Origin of the sequence: Ciceribacter sp. L1K22 (genome assembly GCF_017599385.1) — a bacterium.
GTDB lineage: Bacteria > Pseudomonadota > Alphaproteobacteria > Rhizobiales > Rhizobiaceae > Allorhizobium.
Genome location: NZ_JAGFPK010000001.1, coordinates 1,395,354 through 1,412,558, shown reverse-complemented (window position 1 = coordinate 1,412,558; position 17,205 = coordinate 1,395,354). Strand labels below are relative to the sequence as shown.

Annotated in this window: 15 protein-coding genes; 6 read left to right on the top strand and 9 right to left on the bottom strand. The window is 64.4% G+C overall.

Going from position 1 to position 17,205, the window contains the following annotated elements:
- Window positions 1-39: 39 nt before the first annotated feature.
- The 6 genes from J5J09_RS07080 (at window position 40) to J5J09_RS07055 (ending at window position 9,771) form a co-directional block, all read left to right on the top strand.
- Window positions 40-648 carry a DUF922 domain-containing protein gene (locus J5J09_RS07080; protein WP_348646424.1) on the top strand — a complete coding sequence of 203 codons (609 nt, stop codon included), beginning with the start codon at window positions 40-42 and terminating at the stop codon, window positions 646-648.
- 146 nt (window positions 649-794) lie between these two features.
- Complete coding sequence (locus J5J09_RS07075) at window positions 795-2,348, top strand: Do family serine endopeptidase (RefSeq protein WP_208548962.1); 1,554 nt, start codon at window positions 795-797, stop codon at window positions 2,346-2,348.
- A gap of 126 nt (window positions 2,349-2,474) precedes the next feature.
- Window positions 2,475-3,212: a response regulator transcription factor gene (locus J5J09_RS07070; RefSeq protein WP_348646477.1), complete on the top strand. Its 738-nt coding sequence runs from the start codon at window positions 2,475-2,477 to the stop codon at window positions 3,210-3,212.
- 26 nt (window positions 3,213-3,238) lie between these two features.
- Window positions 3,239-4,621, top strand: a complete 1,383-nt coding sequence (locus J5J09_RS07065) for a HAMP domain-containing sensor histidine kinase (RefSeq protein WP_208553282.1) — start codon at window positions 3,239-3,241, stop codon at window positions 4,619-4,621.
- Between the two features lie 73 nt (window positions 4,622-4,694).
- On the top strand, window positions 4,695-7,670 hold the full coding sequence (locus tag J5J09_RS07060) for a bifunctional [glutamine synthetase] adenylyltransferase/[glutamine synthetase]-adenylyl-L-tyrosine phosphorylase (RefSeq protein ID WP_208548961.1): 2,976 nt from the start codon (window positions 4,695-4,697) through the stop codon (window positions 7,668-7,670).
- A 109-nt stretch (window positions 7,671-7,779) separates the two neighbouring features.
- Window positions 7,780-9,771, top strand: a complete 1,992-nt coding sequence (locus J5J09_RS07055; protein ID WP_246745797.1) for an EAL domain-containing protein — start codon at window positions 7,780-7,782, stop codon at window positions 9,769-9,771.
- A gap of 5 nt (window positions 9,772-9,776) precedes the next feature.
- Here the strand turns inward: J5J09_RS07055 and J5J09_RS07050 are convergent, their stop codons facing one another.
- From J5J09_RS07050 to J5J09_RS07010, 9 genes are all read right to left on the bottom strand, one after another.
- Complete coding sequence (locus J5J09_RS07050; RefSeq protein WP_208553254.1) at window positions 9,777-10,244, bottom strand: cytochrome c-type biogenesis protein CcmH; 468 nt, start codon at window positions 10,242-10,244, stop codon at window positions 9,777-9,779.
- A 17-nt stretch (window positions 10,245-10,261) separates the two neighbouring features.
- Window positions 10,262-12,253 carry a heme lyase CcmF/NrfE family subunit gene (locus J5J09_RS07045; protein ID WP_208548960.1) on the bottom strand — a complete coding sequence of 664 codons (1,992 nt, stop codon included), beginning with the start codon at window positions 12,251-12,253 and terminating at the stop codon, window positions 10,262-10,264.
- Entirely contained in the window at window positions 12,250-12,702 is a 453-nt protein-coding gene (gene ccmE, locus J5J09_RS07040) for a cytochrome c maturation protein CcmE (protein WP_208548959.1), read from the bottom strand. The genes J5J09_RS07045 and ccmE overlap by 4 nt, the downstream gene beginning before the upstream one ends.
- Window positions 12,699-13,865: a c-type cytochrome biogenesis protein CcmI gene (ccmI, locus tag J5J09_RS07035; RefSeq protein ID WP_208548958.1), complete on the bottom strand. Its 1,167-nt coding sequence runs from the start codon at window positions 13,863-13,865 to the stop codon at window positions 12,699-12,701. The genes ccmE and ccmI overlap by 4 nt, the downstream gene beginning before the upstream one ends.
- A 116-nt stretch (window positions 13,866-13,981) precedes the next feature.
- The gene (locus J5J09_RS07030) at window positions 13,982-14,395 is read right to left on the bottom strand and encodes a hypothetical protein (protein WP_208553251.1); all 414 of its coding nucleotides are present in this window, start codon (window positions 14,393-14,395) and stop codon (window positions 13,982-13,984) included.
- A gap of 114 nt (window positions 14,396-14,509) precedes the next feature.
- A complete protein-coding gene (locus J5J09_RS07025) occupies window positions 14,510-15,910 on the bottom strand; it encodes an ATP-binding protein (protein ID WP_208548957.1) in 1,401 nt (466 codons plus the stop codon).
- Window positions 15,900-16,571 carry a response regulator transcription factor gene (locus J5J09_RS07020; protein ID WP_208548956.1) on the bottom strand — a complete coding sequence of 224 codons (672 nt, stop codon included), beginning with the start codon at window positions 16,569-16,571 and terminating at the stop codon, window positions 15,900-15,902. Before J5J09_RS07020 ends, J5J09_RS07025 begins: the two co-directional genes overlap by 11 nt.
- A 58-nt stretch (window positions 16,572-16,629) precedes the next feature.
- Window positions 16,630-16,899 (bottom strand): hypothetical protein, encoded by a 270-nt coding sequence (locus J5J09_RS07015; protein ID WP_208548955.1) that lies wholly within the window; start codon window positions 16,897-16,899, stop codon window positions 16,630-16,632.
- Between the two features lie 97 nt (window positions 16,900-16,996).
- Complete coding sequence (locus tag J5J09_RS07010) at window positions 16,997-17,203, bottom strand: hypothetical protein (protein WP_208548954.1); 207 nt, start codon at window positions 17,201-17,203, stop codon at window positions 16,997-16,999.
- Window positions 17,204-17,205: the final 2 nt, after the last annotated feature.

Below are 17,205 nucleotides of genomic sequence, written 5' to 3'. Positions count from 1 at the left end.
CATTGCCAATGCCGGTTCAAACCGATAGCGTTCGCCACGATGACGAGACTGCGTAAACTTGCAAAGGCTGCGTTTAGCGCGGGCATTATGGTCGGCGCGACGGTGACGTCGGCCAATGCAGAATGGCAGGCGATCGACAAGGTCGAGACTTATCCTGTCAGAGGCAGCACGGGCGCCGAGCTCTACGCCTCGATCGGCGAAAACGGGCCGAAGCTTGGCGTCGCCCGCACCATCGCGCATACCTCGTTCCGGCTCACCTGGAAGCGCGACTATCAGACCCGCGGCACTGACTGCGTGCTCGCCTCCGCCGTGCCGACGCTCGTCATCACCACCGTCCTGCCGAAACCGGCAGTGCCTCTTTCCGGCCCCCTGCAGCAAAGCTGGCAGACCTTCATCGACGGCGTGACAGCCCACGAGCGCGTGCATGGCGATCACATCAAGGCAATGGTCAAGGAAATCGAAAAGGCGACGATCGGGCTTGCGGAACCAAACGATCCGCAATGCCGCAAGATCCGCGAGAAGATGCAGCCTGTGCTCGGCGAAATCTCCCGCGCCGAGCGGCAGAAGCAGCGCGAATTCGATCAGGTCGAGTTCGCCAATGGCGGCAATGTGCAGCGCCTTATCCTCGCGCTGGTCAACGGCCCGTAATCGGTCCGCACGCGACCGGCGAACATTACCAAGAATTCATCCGCCGGACAGTTCATCGTAAGCTGACGCCCTCTATATCAAAGGCCATCCACCGCCTCGCATCGACCTCCGATGTGACGAAAACACTGAAGACGAAGGGAGCTACCATGTTCAACCGCGTGACTGGACAGAACCGTCTGGCAAAAATCCTGAGGAGCACCACCGCCATGGGGCTCGCCGCCGCCATCGTCGCGGGCGGCGTTCCGGCAATCATCACCCCCGCCTATGCCGAGCCCGTCAGCGTCGAGGCGCCGAATATTCCGAGCTTTGCCGATGTCGTCGAGGCTGTTTCGCCGGCCGTCGTCTCCGTTCGCGTCGAATCGGCCGTTCAGCCGGCCGCCGCTGACGGCAACGGCTTTTCCTTTGGCTGGGGTGGCCGCGGCTTTGATGAACTGCCGGACGACCATCCGATGAAGCGCTTCTTCCGCGAATTCGGCATTCCGATGCCAGACGGAGAAGGTCAGCAGCGTCCGGCGCCGCATGCCGGCAAGGGCAAGCTGCGTCCGACCTCCCAGGGCTCCGGCTTCTTCATCTCCGAAGACGGCTACATCGTCACCAACAACCACGTCGTCAACGACGGCGAAGCCTTTACGATCGTCATGAACGACGGCACCGAACTCAAGGCCTCGCTGGTCGGCAAGGACAGCCGCACGGATCTCGCGGTCCTCAAGGTCGACGAACCCAAGCAGAAGTTCAAATACGTCAAGTTCGCCGACGGTGACGGCGCCCGGATCGGCGACTGGGTCGTGGCCGTGGGCAATCCGTTCGGTCTCGGAGGCACCGTGACCGCCGGCATCGTGTCGGCCCGTGGCCGCGACATCGGCTCTGGTCCCTACGATGACTATATCCAGATCGACGCCGCCGTGAACCGCGGCAACTCCGGCGGTCCGGACTTCAACCTCAGCGGCGAAGTCATCGGCATCAACACGGCGATCTTCTCGCCGTCGGGCGGCAATGTCGGCATCGCGTTCGCGATCCCCGCATCGCTTGCCAAGAACGTCGTCAACGACCTGATCGAGAAAGGCACGGTCGAACGCGGTTGGCTCGGCGTCCAGATCGATGCCGTCAGCAAGGACATCGCCGACTCGCTCGGCCTGGCAGAGGCTGCCGGCGCCATCGTCGTCGCTCCGCAGGACGGTTCGCCCGGAGCCAAGGCCGGCATCGAGCAGGGTGACGTGATCGTCGCCGTCGATGGCGAGCAGATCAAGGACAACCGCGATCTGGCCAAGCGTATCGGCACGATGACGCCCGGCACCAAGGTCGAGCTGTCGATCTGGCGCGAAGGCAAGTCGATCACCAAGACGGTCGAACTCGGGACCTTCCCGACCGACCAGCAGCTGGCCGGCAACCAGCAGGACGAGCCGGCCGCGCCGGCACCGTCGACCGAACAGGCGCTTGCCGGCCTCGGCCTCGATGTCCAGCCGTCCGATGACGGCTCGGGCCTCGCGATCGTCTCCGTCGATCCGGACTCCGAAGCCGCCGACCTCGGCCTGAAGGCCGGTGACCGGATCACTGCTGTCAACAACGAGGAGGTTTCCTCGGTCGCCGACGCGCAGAAGGCCATCGAAGCCGTCAAGGAAGCCGGCCGCACCAAGGTTCTGGTGCTGATCCAGACCGACAACGGAAACCGCTTCGTGGCGCTTCCGCTCGATCAGGGCTGACCTTCTCAAGCATCCTTTACCCGGCGCCCGCCTGCGCCGGGCCATTGGAGGGTGCCGCGCGGTCCAGGCCCGCGGCACCCCTTTTCTTTTTGGAGTGGAGTAAGACACGTGACGCCATCGCAGCACATCGACGCCCCGACCGATTCCGGTTGTGCCGCCCCGATCGACGGCGGTAATGTCGCGCGCATGAAAATACTGGTCATTGAAGACGATCTTGAAGCCGCCGCCTACATGACGAAAGCCTTTCGCGAGGCGGGCATCGTGGTGGACCACGCCAGCGATGGCGAAAGCGGCCTGTTCATGGGCTCGGAGAATTCTTACGACGTGATGGTGATCGACCGTATGCTGCCGCGCCGCGATGGCCTGTCGGTGATCTCGGAGCTGCGTCGGCGCGGCGTCAACACGCCGGTGCTCATCCTGTCGGCGCTCGGCCAGGTGGACGACCGCGTCACCGGCCTTCGCGCCGGCGGCGACGACTACCTGCCGAAACCCTACGCCTTCTCGGAACTGCTTGCCCGCGTGGAGGTGCTGGGCCGCCGCAAGGGCGCGCCGGAGCAAGATATGGTCTACCGGGTCGGCGATCTCGAACTCGACCGCCTCTCCCACGAGGTGAAGCGCGCCGGGAAGGACATCCTTTTGCAACCGCGCGAGTTCCGTCTGCTCGAATATCTGATGAAGAACGCCGGCCAGGTGGTGACCCGCACCATGCTGCTCGAACATGTCTGGGACTATCACTTCGATCCCCAGACAAATGTCATCGACGTGCACGTCTCGCGCCTGCGCTCGAAGATCGAGAAGGACTTCGACAAGCCGCTTCTGAAGACCGTGCGCGGCGCCGGCTACATGATCAAGGACGAGGGCTGATCTTGGCCAGCCGTCTTGGTACAGTGATGAAATCCACGGCGGTGCGCCTTTCGGCGCTCTATATCATTTTGTTCGCGCTCTGCGCCGCCTTCCTCGTCTTCTATGTCACAGCCCTATCCGAGCGCCTGCTCGACCAGCAGACGCGCGAAAGCCTGCAGACGGAAGTCTCCGACATCGAGCGGGCCTACAATCGTGGCGGCATGACCACCCTGATGCGGGTGATGGAGCGTCGCGCCAGCCAGCCCGGCGCCAATCTTTATGTCATCGCGAGCCCGGTCGGCGAGATTTTCGCCGGCAATGTCGCCTCCGTGCAGCCGGGCGTGTTCGACAAGGAGGGCTGGACGATGCCGCCCTTCCGCTATGAGCGCTTCACCGACAACGGCGACACACGTCCGCATCTGGCGATTGCCTACATCTTCAAGCTCGACAACGGCCTGCGTATCCTGGTCGGCCGCGATCTGGGAGAGCCAGCCAAGTTCCGGCTTCTCGTGCGCAAGGCGCTGATGGTGGCGCTCGCCATCATGGGCGGCGGCGCGTTGATCATCTGGTTCGCCATCGGCCGCAACGCGCTCAAACGCATCGACCGCGTCTCCGCCGCAAGCCGCAAGATCATTGCCGGCGACCTGTCGCAGCGCCTCCCCGTCAGCGGTTCCGGCGACGAATTCGACCGTTTGTCTGAAAACCTCAACGAGATGCTCTGCCGTATCGAGAAGCTCAACGAGGGCCTGCGCCAGGTCTCGGACAACATTGCCCACGACCTCAAGACGCCACTGACGCGCCTGCGGAACAAGGCGGCAGATGCGCTCTCCGGCAGCGACGAGACATCGCGACGGACAGCGCTCGAAGGCATCATCGCCGAGTCGGACCAGTTGATCCGAACCTTCAACGCGCTTCTGATGATCTCGCGCGTCGAATCCGGCTCGATCGCCGCCGAACTCACCGACCTCGACGTCTCGGCTGTCGCGTCCGACGCCGTCGAACTCTATGAGCCTGTGGCCGAGGACGCCGGCCTCGCGCTGGAAAGCCGGATCGCGCCGGGTCTCTCCGTCCGGGGCAATCGCGAACTCATCGGACAGGCGATCGCCAACCTGATTGACAACGCCGTCAAATATGCCGATGGCACCGACAAGCGTCTCATCCGGCTGACGCTGGATCGCCGGGGTGGCGAAATCGCGATCGCCGTTGCCGACAATGGACCCGGCATCCCCGCCGAGAAGCGCGAGGACGTCGTCAAGCGGTTCGTCCGCCTCGATGCCAGCCGCTCCAAGCCCGGAACGGGCCTTGGCCTCTCGCTGGTATCGGCCGTCATGGACCTGCATGGCGGTCGGCTGGAACTCTCCGCCACTGATGAAGCCTCAACCGACTTCCCCGGCCTCACCGTCACCATGGTCTTTCCGCCCAGCGCCTGAAGCCGCGGCGATCATCCGTCATCGACTGGCGGGGTGAGGCGGACGTCCGGCCTTGTTATAAGGGACCGGGGGAATGATTCGGGAGGAAACGATGACGGATGACAGGGAGACGAGGCTCGAGGACGTCCCGGCCGAGGTCATCCGACCGTACAGCCAGACCGAGCTGAAGACGGTCAACGCGCTTCTCAAGGATCTGGCCAAAGCCGAGCCGGCTCTCGCTGCGCTCGTGGCAGGAGATAGCCCACTCAGGCAGTATCTCGCCGCCGCCTTCACGCTCTCGCCCTACCTGCGCGATACGGCCCGTGTTGAAACGAAGCTTCTGGCCGATGCGCTGTCCGCGCCGCTGGAACCTGTCCTGCAAACCCTCGTGGCATCGGCGCGCGATGCCTGGAAGCCGGAAGACGGAGAGGTAGCCCCGACCGAGGCGCAGGTGATGACGCGGCTGCGTGTCGCCAAGCGTCGCCTCTCCTTCCTCGTCGCGCTCGCCGATCTCGGCCACCTTTTCGATGCCCGGCGCACCACGGACTGGCTGACCGCCATGGCAGACGCCGCAGTCGCCGCCGCTATCGACCACCTGCTGCTTGCCGGCGACGAAACAGGCAAGGTCAGGCTCGCCGACCGGAGCGAGCCGTCGCGCGGCAGCGGCCTCATCGTGCTCGGCATGGGCAAGATGGGCGCCCGCGAGCTCAACTACTCCTCCGACATCGATCTCGTCGTGTTCTTTGATCCGAATTCCGGCATCCTGCCCGATCCCGATGATGGCACCGAAATCTACGGCCGGATGATGCGTCGGCTGGTGCGCATACTCCAGGAGCGTACTGCCGACGGCTATGTCTTCAGGACCGATCTGAGACTGCGCCCCGATCCTGGCTCGACGCCGCTCGCGGTGCCGATGGAGGCGGGCCTCCTCTACTATGAGAGCCGCGGCCAGAACTGGGAACGCGCCGCCTTCATCAAGGCCCGGCCGGTTGGCGGCGACCTCAAGGCCGGCGAAGGCTTCCTGAAGGAGCTGACACCCTTCGTCTTCCGCAAATATCTCGACTATGCGGCGATCGCCGACATCCATTCGATCAAGCGGCAGATCCATGCGCACAAAGGGCACGGCGCCATCGCGGTCAAGGGCCACAACGTCAAGCTCGGACGTGGCGGCATTCGCGAGATCGAGTTTTTCGCCCAGACCCAGCAACTGATCGCCGGCGGGCGCATGCCCGAGCTCCGCGTCCGCGCCACCGAGGAGGCGCTGAAGGCGTTGAACAAGGCCAACTGGATCGACGAGGCGACGACGCGGGAGTTGACGGCTTGCTACTGGTTCCTGCGCGATGTCGAGCACCGCATCCAGATGGTGCACGACGAGCAGACCCACCTCCTGCCCTCGACAGAAGCGGAACTGAAGCGCATCGCGCTGATGAGCGGTTTCGCCGACACGGCCGCCTTTTCCCAGGAACTGGAAGATGTGCTTAGGACGGTCGAGAAGCGCTATGCCCGCCTGTTCGAACAGGAGGAAGAGCTGTCCTCGGCCACCGGCAATCTCGTCTTCACCGGCCAGAAGGACGATCCCGATACATTGAAGACGCTCGCCTCGCTCGGTTTCGAGCGTCCGGAGGACATCTCCCGCGTCATCCGCACCTGGCATTACGGTCGCTACCGCGCCACCCAGTCCGTCGAGGCGCGCGAGCGGCTTACCGAAATGACACCGCAACTGCTGAAGGCCTTCGGCGAGAGCCGGCGCGCGGACGAGGCGCTTCTGCGCTTCGACAGCTTCCTCTCCGGTCTTCCGGCCGGCATCCAGCTCTTCTCGTTGCTCGGCAACAACCCGGCTTTGCTCGACCTGATGGTCGTGATCATGTCGTCGGCACCCCGGCTTGCCGATATCATCGCCGCCCGCCCGCACGTCTTCGACGGCATGCTCGATCCGGCGTTGATGGTCGAGATCCCGACAAAGGACTATCTGTCGGCCCGTCTCTCATCCTTCCTGCAGGGCGCCACGCACTACGAGGACATCCTCGACCGGCTGCGCATCTTCGCCGCCGAGCAGCGCTTCCTGATCGGCATCCGCCTGCTCACCGGCTCGATCGGCGGCACCCAGGCGGCACACGCCTTCACCGACCTCGCCGGTCTCGTCATCGGCGCGGCACTTGATGCCGTCCGGGACGAGATGGAAAGTGCCCATGGCCTCTATCCGGGCGGCGAGGTGGCGCTTGCCGGCATGGGCAAGCTCGGCAGTTTCGAACTGACCGCCGGTTCCGACGTCGATCTCATCCTGCTCTATGATTACGACTCCGAGGCGGCTGAATCCACCGGTCCGAAGCCGCTCGACGCCGTGCGCTATTTCACCCGCCTCACCCAGCGGCTGATCGCAGCACTCTCGGCGCCGACAGCCGAAGGCGTGCTCTACGAGGTGGACATGCGGCTCCGCCCCTCCGGCAACAAGGGCCCCGTCGCGACCCGCATCAATGCTTTCGAGAAATACCAGAGGGAAGAAGCCTGGACCTGGGAGCACATGGCACTCTCGCGCGCCCGCATGATCGCGGGAGATGCCGGGCTCATCGAACGGGCCGAAACGGTATTCAAGGCGGTGCTGGGCTCAGCCCGTGACCAAAAGGCGATCGCCGCCGACGTTCGCGAAATGCGCGCGCTGATCGAAAAGGAAAAACCGCCGCGCGACATCTGGGACTTCAAGCTCATCCCCGGTGGCTTGATCGACCTCGAATTCATCGCCCAGTTCCTGGCGCTGGTCGGTCCCGGCCGGGGAGTCGATATCAGCACCTCCGGCCTCAGCACCGCCGAAAGCCTGCGCCAGCTCGGCGGTCGCCTCATGGACCGCAACGATCTCGACACCTGCCTGAAAGCGCTCTCGCTCTACACCGAACTGTCGCAGGTCACCCGGCTTTGCATCGACGGCCCCTTCGATCCGCCGACGGTGCCTGCCGGCCTTGTCGACCTCGTGTGCCGCGCTGGAGACTGCCCCGATCTCAAGACGCTGGAAGGCGAGGTCAAGCGACTGTCGAAGGCAGTGCGGAAGATCTTCAACAGCGTCATCGTCGGCTGAAAACCCCAAAAAAGGCCGGAAATCAGGCCTCCGCGCCAAACCCATCCTTAACTCAATGCCTGCTAAAACAGCACAAACGAGGGGACGGGTTATCCGGGGGAATGCACGCATGCCGGAACACGACAGACCGAAAAGCTGGCTTTGGCGCGCGCTGAATTTCCTGCGCGTGCCCAATGACAATCCGGCCCTGACGCTCGCCCAGTTCGAGGCCTTCTCGAAACAGGTTCCGCTTCTCTACTTCATCCTGTTCGTCAACACGGTGTCGGTCGCCTGGACGCACCGCAACGTCGCGTCGGACACGCTTGTCCTCTACATTCCCGGCGCTCTCTGTTCGATCTTCCTGATCCGCGGCCTCGGCTGGCTGCGCAAGCGCCACCGACAGGTCACGCCGGCGGAAGCCTATGCCGGTCTCACCGCCACCAACCGGCTCGCCGCGCCGATCGCGATCGTGTGCGTCGGCTGGTCGCTTGCGTTGCTGCCGACCGGAAACGCCTACCAGCAGGCGCATGTCGCCTTCTACATGGCGATCACCGTCATCGGCATCATCTTCTGCCTGATGCACCTGCGCTCGGCGGCCTTCATGGTGACGGTGCTGGTGAACGTACCCTTCTTCGTCGCCATGCTGATGACCGGCGAGGAGACATTCGTCGCGACCGGTCTCAACATTCTCCTTGTCAGCTTCGCGCTTATCGTCGTGCTGCTGACCCATTATCGCGATTTCCGCCAGCTCGGGCATTCCCGCCAGGAATTGCAGGAGCGCAACGCGGCGATTCAGGCGCTGTCGGACGAGAACCTGCGGCTCGCCAACCTCGACAGCCTGACGCAGATCCCCAACCGCCGCAGCTTCTTCCACAATCTCGAAAAAGCTTTCTCGGGCGCTGCTGCAACCGGCGAACGCCTTGCCGTCGGCGTCATCGATCTAGACGGCTTCAAGCCGATCAACGACATGTATGGCCATGCCGCCGGCGACAAGGTGCTCGTTGAGATTGGCGCCCGTCTCGGCAGATTCGAGAGCGAGAGCCTCAAGGTTCACCGTCTGGGCGGCGACGAGTTCGCGCTGATCATCATCGGCGACGTCGACGAGACCAACATCATGTCGCTCGGCGTCTCGATCTGCGACGCGATCGCCGAACCGATGAAGATTTCCAATGCCACCGTCCAGGTGACGGGATCGCTCGGCGTCGCGATCTATCCGGATGTCGGCAGCAACGGGCAGGATCTCTACGAGCGCGCCGACTACGCGCTCTACACCGCCAAGCGCTACCAGCGTGCCGGCACAGTGATCTTCAATCACAAGCAGGCTCAGGAGCTGTCGCGCCAGAAGGTGGTCGAGGAAGCGCTGCTGGCGGCCAACCTGTCTCGCGAGCTCTCTCTCGCCTATCAGCCGATCATCGATCTTTCGACCGGCCGCTGCGCCGGGTTCGAGGCGCTGGCGCGCTGGAACAGTCCGCAGATCGGCAGCGTCTCGCCGGCCGAGTTCATCCCGATCGCCGAACATGCCGGCCGCATCGCTTTGATCACCCGCATCCTGCTCGACAAGGCGCTGGCGGAGGCCAAGCATTGGCCGCTCGACGTCTATCTGTCGTTCAACCTGTCGCCGCACGATCTCGCCACGCAGGACGGCACCATGCGCATCATCGCCGCCGTCGGCGTCAGCGGCATCGATCCGCGCCGCATCAATTTCGAGATCACCGAAACCGCCATCATGCACGATTTCGCCCAGGCCAAGGCCTCGGCCCAAATGCTGCGCCATCTCGGTACGTCTGTCTCGCTCGACGATTTCGGAACAGGCTTCTCCAGCCTCAGCCACGTGCACCGGCTGCCGCTGTCGAAGATCAAGGTCGACGGCAGCTTCGTGCGCAACATCCATACCGAGGAGCCGAGCCGCAAGATCGTCAAGTCGGTGCTGGCGCTCTGCGCCGACATGGGTATCGAGGCGGTCGTAGAGGGCGTGGAAACGGCGGAGGAACTGGAGGTCCTGCGGACGCTCGGCGCCCGCTGGGTCCAGGGCTTCTACTTCACGCGCCCGATGCCGTCGTTGGAAGCTCGCGAGCTCGCGGCCGCCGGCAATGCGGCACATCACCTCCGGCAGGCCGGCTGACCGCTTCAGCCGCGCCCGGCATCGTCCTTGAGCAATGCTTCGAGCCGCGCCTCCTCCTCCGCCGTCAGACGGGCGGAACCAGGCTCGGGACGGCGGCGGGTGTAGACGAACATCGCTATCGCCCCCAGGATAAACAGCACGGCCGGCGTTCCCCAGAGCAGATAGGTCTTCGCCGAAACGCGCGGATTGAGCAGCACGAACTCGCCGTAGCGGGAGACGACGTAGTCGATCACGTCCTCATCGCTGTCGCCGGCGACGATCCGCTCGCGCACCAGCACCCGGAGATCGCGGGCCAGCTCGGCGTTGGAATCGTCGATCGACTGGTTCTGGCAGACCATGCAGCGCAGTTGCGCCGACAGGTCACGCGCCCTCTGCTCCAGCACCGGATCGGCCAGGATTTCGTCGGGATTGACGGCCAGCACCGGGAGCGCCGACAGCGACAGCAGCACTGTAACCAGAAGGGCCTTGAGGATCGCTACCGGCGGCCGTCTCATTCCGCCGCCCCCAGCGCCGGAGCCGACACAGTCTTCGTCCGCCGCGTCGGCGCGCCGACGCGCAGGCGGCGGTCGGAGAGCGACACGAAGCCGCCAACCATCATGATGACAGCACCGTACCAGATGCAGAGGATCCACGGCTTCCACCAGATGCGCACGACAATGCCGCCCGTGTCCATGGGATCGCCCAACGACACATAAAGCTGGCTGACTCCAAAGGTGACGATACCGGCTTCCGTCGTCGGCATGCGCCGCGCGGTGTAGATGCGCTTGGATGACCAGACATCGGCCACCTCGACGCCTGCGCGCCTGATGGTGAAATGGCCCTGCTCCTCGGTGAAGTTCGGACCGATCGCCGATTTCATGCCGTCGAAGGTCACGCTGTAGCCGCCGGCGTCGGCCGACATGCCCTGCTGCATCTCGACAACGGTCTCCGTTTCGTAGGTGGTGACCGCGACGATGCCGAGCACCGTTATGCCGAGCCCGAGATGGGCGAGTGCCGTGCCGTAGGCCGAGCGGGGAAGTCCCTTGAAGCGCCGCCAGGCGACGGAAAGCGTCTGCTTGCCGAAGCCGGCGCGGTGCCAGAGGTCAGACAGGGCCCCGAAGACCAGGAAGAAGCCGGCGGCAATGCCGAGAACCGCCATCACCGGGCCGCCGTTTTCGATGTAATAAACGACGAGCGCCGTCAGAAAGGCCAGAGCGACGGCGGCGTAGAGCCGCTGCAGCGCGCCGAGCAGATCGCCGCGTTTCCAGGCAAGCATCGGGCCGAAGGGAACGGCGACCAGCAGAGGCACCATCAGCAGGCCGAAGGTCAGGTTGAAGAACGGAGGGCCGACCGAGATCTTTTCACCGGTCAGCGTTTCGAGGATCAGCGGATAGAGCGTGCCGATCAAAACCGTGCCGGTCGAGACCGTCAGGATCAGGTTGTTGAGCACCAGCGCGCCCTCGCGCGAGATCGGCGCGAACAGGCCGCCGGCTTTCAGAAGCGGGGCGCGCAGGGCAAACAGCGCCAGCGCGCCGCCGATGAAGAGGGTCAGGATGCCGAGGATGAAGATGCCGCGCGACGGATCGGTCGCGAAGGCATGCACCGAGGTCAGCACGCCGGAGCGCACCAGGAAGGTGCCGAGCAATGACAGCGAGAAGGTCAGGATCGCCAGCAGCACGGTCCAGATCTTCAAGGCCTCGCGTTTTTCCATGACGAGCGCGGAATGCAGCAGCGCCGTGCCGGCAAGCCACGGCATGAAGGAGGCGTTTTCCACCGGGTCCCAGAACCACCATCCGCCCCAGCCGAGTTCGTAATAGGCCCAGTACGACCCCATGGCGATGCCGGCCGTCAGGAAGGTCCAGGCCGCGAGCGTCCACGGCCTCACCCAGCGTGCCCAGGCGGCATCGATACGGCCGTCGAGCAGGGCCGCGATCGCGAAGGAGAAACAGACCGAGAAGCCGACATAGCCGAGATAGAGCAGCGGCGGATGGATGGCGAGGCCGATGTCCTGCAGGACGGGATTGAGGTCCTGCCCCTCCGCCGGTGCCGGCGAGAGCCGCGCGAACGGGTTGGAGGTCAGCAGGATGAAGAGCAGGAAAGCGGTCGAGATCCAGCCCTGGACAGCGAGCACGTTGGCGCGCAGGCGGTCCGGCAGGTTGGCGCCGAAGTAGGCAACGAGCGCGCTGAACAGCGTCAGGATCAAGAGCCAGAGCATCATCGATCCCTCGTGATTGCCCCAGACGCCGGAGAACTTGTAGATCGTCGGCATCAGCGAATGCGAGTTTTCCCAGACATTGCGCACCGAGAAATCCGATACGACATAGGCCCAGGTCAGCACCGAGAAGGACAGAACGATCAGCGCGAACAGCGCGTAGGTGCCGGTCACCGCCGTCGTCATCAGCGCCATGTCGCCGCGTCGCGCACCGATCACCGGCAAAACGGAAATCACGATCGAGGCGGCGAGCGCCAGAACCAGCGCATAGTGACCGAGTTCGATGATCATTTGACCACTTCCTTGCCCGAGAGTTCCACCCCTTGCGCCTTCAGCCGGTCGGCCACGTCCTTCGGCATGTAGGTCTCGTCATGCTTGGCGAGCACCGTGTCGGCGACGAAAACGGAGCTGCCGGCCTGGAAGCTTCCTTCGGCAACCACGCCCTGCCCTTCGCGGAACAGGTCGGGAAGGATGCCGGTATAGGTCACGGGCACGGTGCTCAGCGTATCCGTCACCGTGAAGCTCACGGTCGAGCCCTCGCCGCGCTTCACCGATCCATTCTCGACCAGGCCGCCCAGCCGAATGCGGGTGCCCGGTTCGAGCTGCACCTTGGCGAGATCGCCCGGCACGTAGAAATAGGCGATGGTCTGGCCGAAGGCGAACATCACCAGCAGCACGGCGGCGACGATGAAGCTCATGCCGCCGGCGATCACGGCGAGACGTTTCTGCTTGCGGGTCATTTCAGCGCTTCCTCCACAGGCAGGCCCAGTTCGCGCGCCATCGCCACCAGCTGACCGCCCTGGTTTCCGTCAGCCGGAAACGCGGCGAGCCCCTGCCGCAGCGCGTCCAGCGCGCGGTCGGGTTCCTTCAGCATGGCATAGGAGCGCACGAGCCGCATCCAGCCTTCGAAATTGTTCGGGTCTTCCTTCAGCCGCGCGTCGAGGTTTTCGACCATGCCGCGGATCATCTGGTCGCGATCCTCGGCCGACATCTGCTGTGCCGCCGCGATATCCTCGCCGGTCGGGTTTCCCGGCGCCGCAGGGGAACCGGCTGCCGGTGCGCCGGCGGGTGGAACGGCATTCGCCAGAGGCGCGCCGCCGGTGATGGCAATATGCTCATTGACCAGGGCAAGCCAGGGCGCGTCCTTGGGCGACGCTGCGGCGAGCGCCTCGTAGGCCGCCCTCGCTTCCTCGCGCTTGCCGCCCTGCTCCAGCGCCAGCGCCAGATAGAACTGCGCCTGCGGGTTGCCGGGACTCAGCCGCAGCACGCCCTCGAAGGCCGAGCGCGCGTCGTCGGTGACGATGCCGCCGCTTTTTGCCAGCAGAACCTCGCCCAGCCCGTTCAGGCGTTCGGCACTGAGGCCAACCAGCCGGATGGCGTTGCGATAGGCGAGCTCGGCATCCTCGGCCCGGCCCATGCGCACGTAGATCGGCGCGAGTATATCCCAGCCGGAACCGTCGTCAGGGTTCTGCGCCAGATGACGCTCCACCTTGGCGACCAGCAATTCGAGGTCGTTGCCCGGGTTTTCAAGTCGGGCGGCGAGCGGTTGCGCCTCCAGCCCGGGGCTGCCAGTCTCGAGGTAGAGACCGAGCCCGATGGCGGGAAGACAGAGAAGCACGAATGTCTGGGCTGCAAGGTGCCTTCCCTTGCCTGTCCGCTGCGTTTCATCGCTACCGGCAGCCGCCAGCAGCCGACGCGCGATCTCGGCGCGGGCGTAGTCGGCATCTTCGGCTGAGATGAGGCCCTCGGCCTTGTCGCGGTCGAGTTCCCGCAGTTGGTCTCGATAGACGGCTGTTTCGCCGGCGACGGCCGGAACACGGCTCCCCGCCCCGCGCCAAAGGGGTACCAGAAGGGCAACAGCGACCGCGAAGGTCAGGACGGCAGAGAGTATCCAGAACACCATGAGCTCAAATACTGTAACGGGCGCGGCATTCCAATCGACAAACGCCCGTTGACGGAGATTTGAGGCGTTTGGCCGCAACGCGACCTCTAGGCCTGCCAGACAATACCAACCTTGATTTAAGTCAAGGGCGTCCAGGTTCCGTCACTGTTGCGGCAGGCGGCTCCACGGGCTTCCGCGAGCCGGCTGCCGGTCGTGACCTTGTGGCTGTACTGGCGACAATTCTGGGCACCGACCTGATAGGGCGCCGCCGCGACGACCTCGCCGCGAACGTTTCCGCCGCTCCAGACGACCGGCTGGCCGCCGGGCGCGGCCTCGAGCGCGCGATACTCGGCCTCAAGCGCCCGCTGGCGATCCGAGGACGACAGTTGCACGCCGCTGCGCTGGACGATGCCGCCCTGCAGTGCGGTTATGTAGACGGTCGAATTCTTGGTGCGTCCGCCGAGCAGTCCGCCACCGGAGGACCCGCCCGAGGTGGTGCAGGCAGACAGCACCGACACCACCGCAACGATCACCATCCCCTGCTTGATCATCGCTCCTGCCATTCTTCCCGTCCGTCGCTTATCGCCAATTATCGATCCGCTTTCCGGATGCGGAGTCGAAGTGGCATCATTATGGCCATGTTCGGTCAGCAATGGAAATCCCCCTCATGCGCTTTCGCGGGTTACCGCCGGCAGCTTAAGCCGGGCTTGCAACCCGCCCTGAGACGCGCGGGAGAGTGAGAAGGTTCCCTGATACTCCGATGAAATTTCCTTGACGATGGAAAGTCCGAGCCCGGTTCCAGGCTTGGATTCGTCCAATCTTCGACCGCGTTTCAACGCTTCGGTGATCTGGTCCGGCTCGAGCCCCGGCCCGTCATCCTCGACCAGAACCTCGATCCAGAGCCGCCGCACGGCGTCCGCGCTCGGCTCCTCGTCCGGCATCGGTCGCGCCGTCACCAACACGCGCTCGCGGGCATAGCGTCCGGCGTTTTCAAGCAGGTTTCCCAGGATTTCTTCCAGGTCCTGCTGCTCCATCGCAAGTGCCAGACCCGGGTGCTCCGGCCGGAAGTCGAAGGCAATGCCCGGATTGAGCTTGCGCATCACCCGCGTCAGCCGCTCGGCCACCGGATCGAGCTCGCAGCGCGCCAGCACCGATTCGCGCTGGGCGGCGATCCGGGCGCGGTTCAAGTAGGAGGTCACCTGCGCCTGCATCGCCTCCGCCTGGCTGCGCACCACGTCGGCCTTCTGCCCCGGAAGCGCCCGCGATTCGTTGAGCAGGACGGCGATCGGCGTCTTCAGCGAGTGGGCGAGATTTCCGACCTGCATACGGGCCCGCTCGACGATGCGGCGGTTGGATTCGATCAGCGCGTTGACCTCGTTGACGAGCGGCATGATCTCGCGCGGAAAATCGCCCTCCAGCCCCGCTGCCTCGCCGGCCCGGATCTTTTCGAGCGCCCGTTTGGCGCCGACAAGCGGACGCAGCCCGTAGAGAATGGCGAAAGCATTGAGCAAGAGGCCGCCGAGGCCGAAGATCGCCAGCGCGATATAGAGGCGGCTCTGGAAGGCGGCGATGTCCTCTTCGACATCGGTCAGGTTGCCGGCGACGCGAAACCGCGCGGCGTGGTTTTCCCCGTCGAGCACGACTTCGGTCTCCACCACCCTCAAACGGTTCCCGGCATAATCCTCGATTTCATAGTATCGCTCGTAGTTCTCGTCGAACGGCGCTTCGACGACGCTCGGGACCGTCAGACTGTTGACGCCGAGGGATGTGGAGGTCAGCCGCACAGAGGCGAAGCTTCCGAGCGGCTCGACCAGCCAGTACCACCCGGAGGCCGGCTGCGAGAAGCGCAGATTGCCCAGTTCGGCATTGCCGGACAGATTGCCGTCTGCCCCGATCGATATGGCATTGATGACGTTGAACAGGTGGGCATGCAGCAGATTGTTGAACGACCGTTCCGCGCCCTGCCGGTAGAGCGCGGAAATCACCACCGCGATGCTGATCAGCGCCACGGCCGACCACAGCGTCGCCAGCAAAAGAACCCGTTCGGTAAGCGATCTAACCCGCATCGGCCGGCGCTTGGATCCGGTAGCCGAGACCGCGCACGGTTTCGATCATGTCGACACCGAGCTTCTTGCGCAGCCGTCCGACGAAAACCTCGATCGTGTTCGAATCCCGGTCGAAGTCCTGGTCATACATGTGTTCGGTGAGTTCCGAGCGCGATACCACCTCCCCCATGTGATGCATGAGATAGGAAAGCAGCCGGAATTCGTGCGAGGTGAGCTTCAGCGCGGTTCCGTTGACCGTCGCCTTGGAACTCTTGGTATCGAGCCTCACCGGACCGCAGACCAGTTCGGACGAGGCGTGGCCGGCCGCGCGACGAATGAGGGCGCGGATGCGCGCCAGCACTTCCTCGACATGGAAGGGTTTCGTCACATAGTCGTCGGCGCCCGCGTCGATACCGGCGACCTTGTCGCTCCAGCGATCGCGCGCCGTCAGCATCAGCACCGGCATCACCCGGCCGGCCTCGCGCCATTTTTCGAGAACGGTGATGCCGTCCATCTCGGGCAGGCCGATGTCGAGAATCACAGCGTCATACGGTTCGGTGTCGCCGAGGAAGTGTCCCTCCTCGCCATCGAAAGCGGTGTCGACCACGTAGCCCGCCTCTTGCAACACCTCGGCGAGCTGCCGGTTGAGATTGCGGTCGTCTTCCACCACGAGAATGCGCATCGAAATTCCTGCCCCTGAATGCCAAAAGACCGCCCGCTGCTAGACCGCGGGCGGGATATCACATCGGTTTGGTCACCTTGCGGCGTTCCGGCCGATCCTTGCCCTTGCCGGGCACCAGCACGATGATCTCGCACTTGTTGCCGCCGACGGGGCGTGCCGACAAAAGCTTGCCGCCCGTTTCCCGCACGGCGGCCGCCGCGGCGGCGCTGCAGTCGCCCGAGGCCTGCACAAACACGACAGGCGCCTCCGACGCAATCGCCGGAAGATCTGGTGCTGATGTCAATGCCATCATGGCGGCCAATGCGGCCGTCGTCACTGAGAATGCCATGCTTTCGCTCTTCAACTTCGAGGAAATCAGTATGGGCACTATGTACCGGAGCCCTTCTGAATGGCAAATGAATAGGGCCGAAACGATCCGCCGATCCTCAGCGGATCGTGGAAGTGGCCGTCAACCGCCCCCAGATTGCCAGCAATCCACCGACGGAGGCCGCCAGCAGCGCCAGCTTGTCGGACAGCTCCGCCTGCATTGCCTGGTCTATCGGAAATCCCGCGAGGTCGAGCAGCGGCGCGGCGACCGCGATCAACCCGCCCCAAACCGTCTTCGACCGAAACCATTCCTTGTCATCCTGCATGT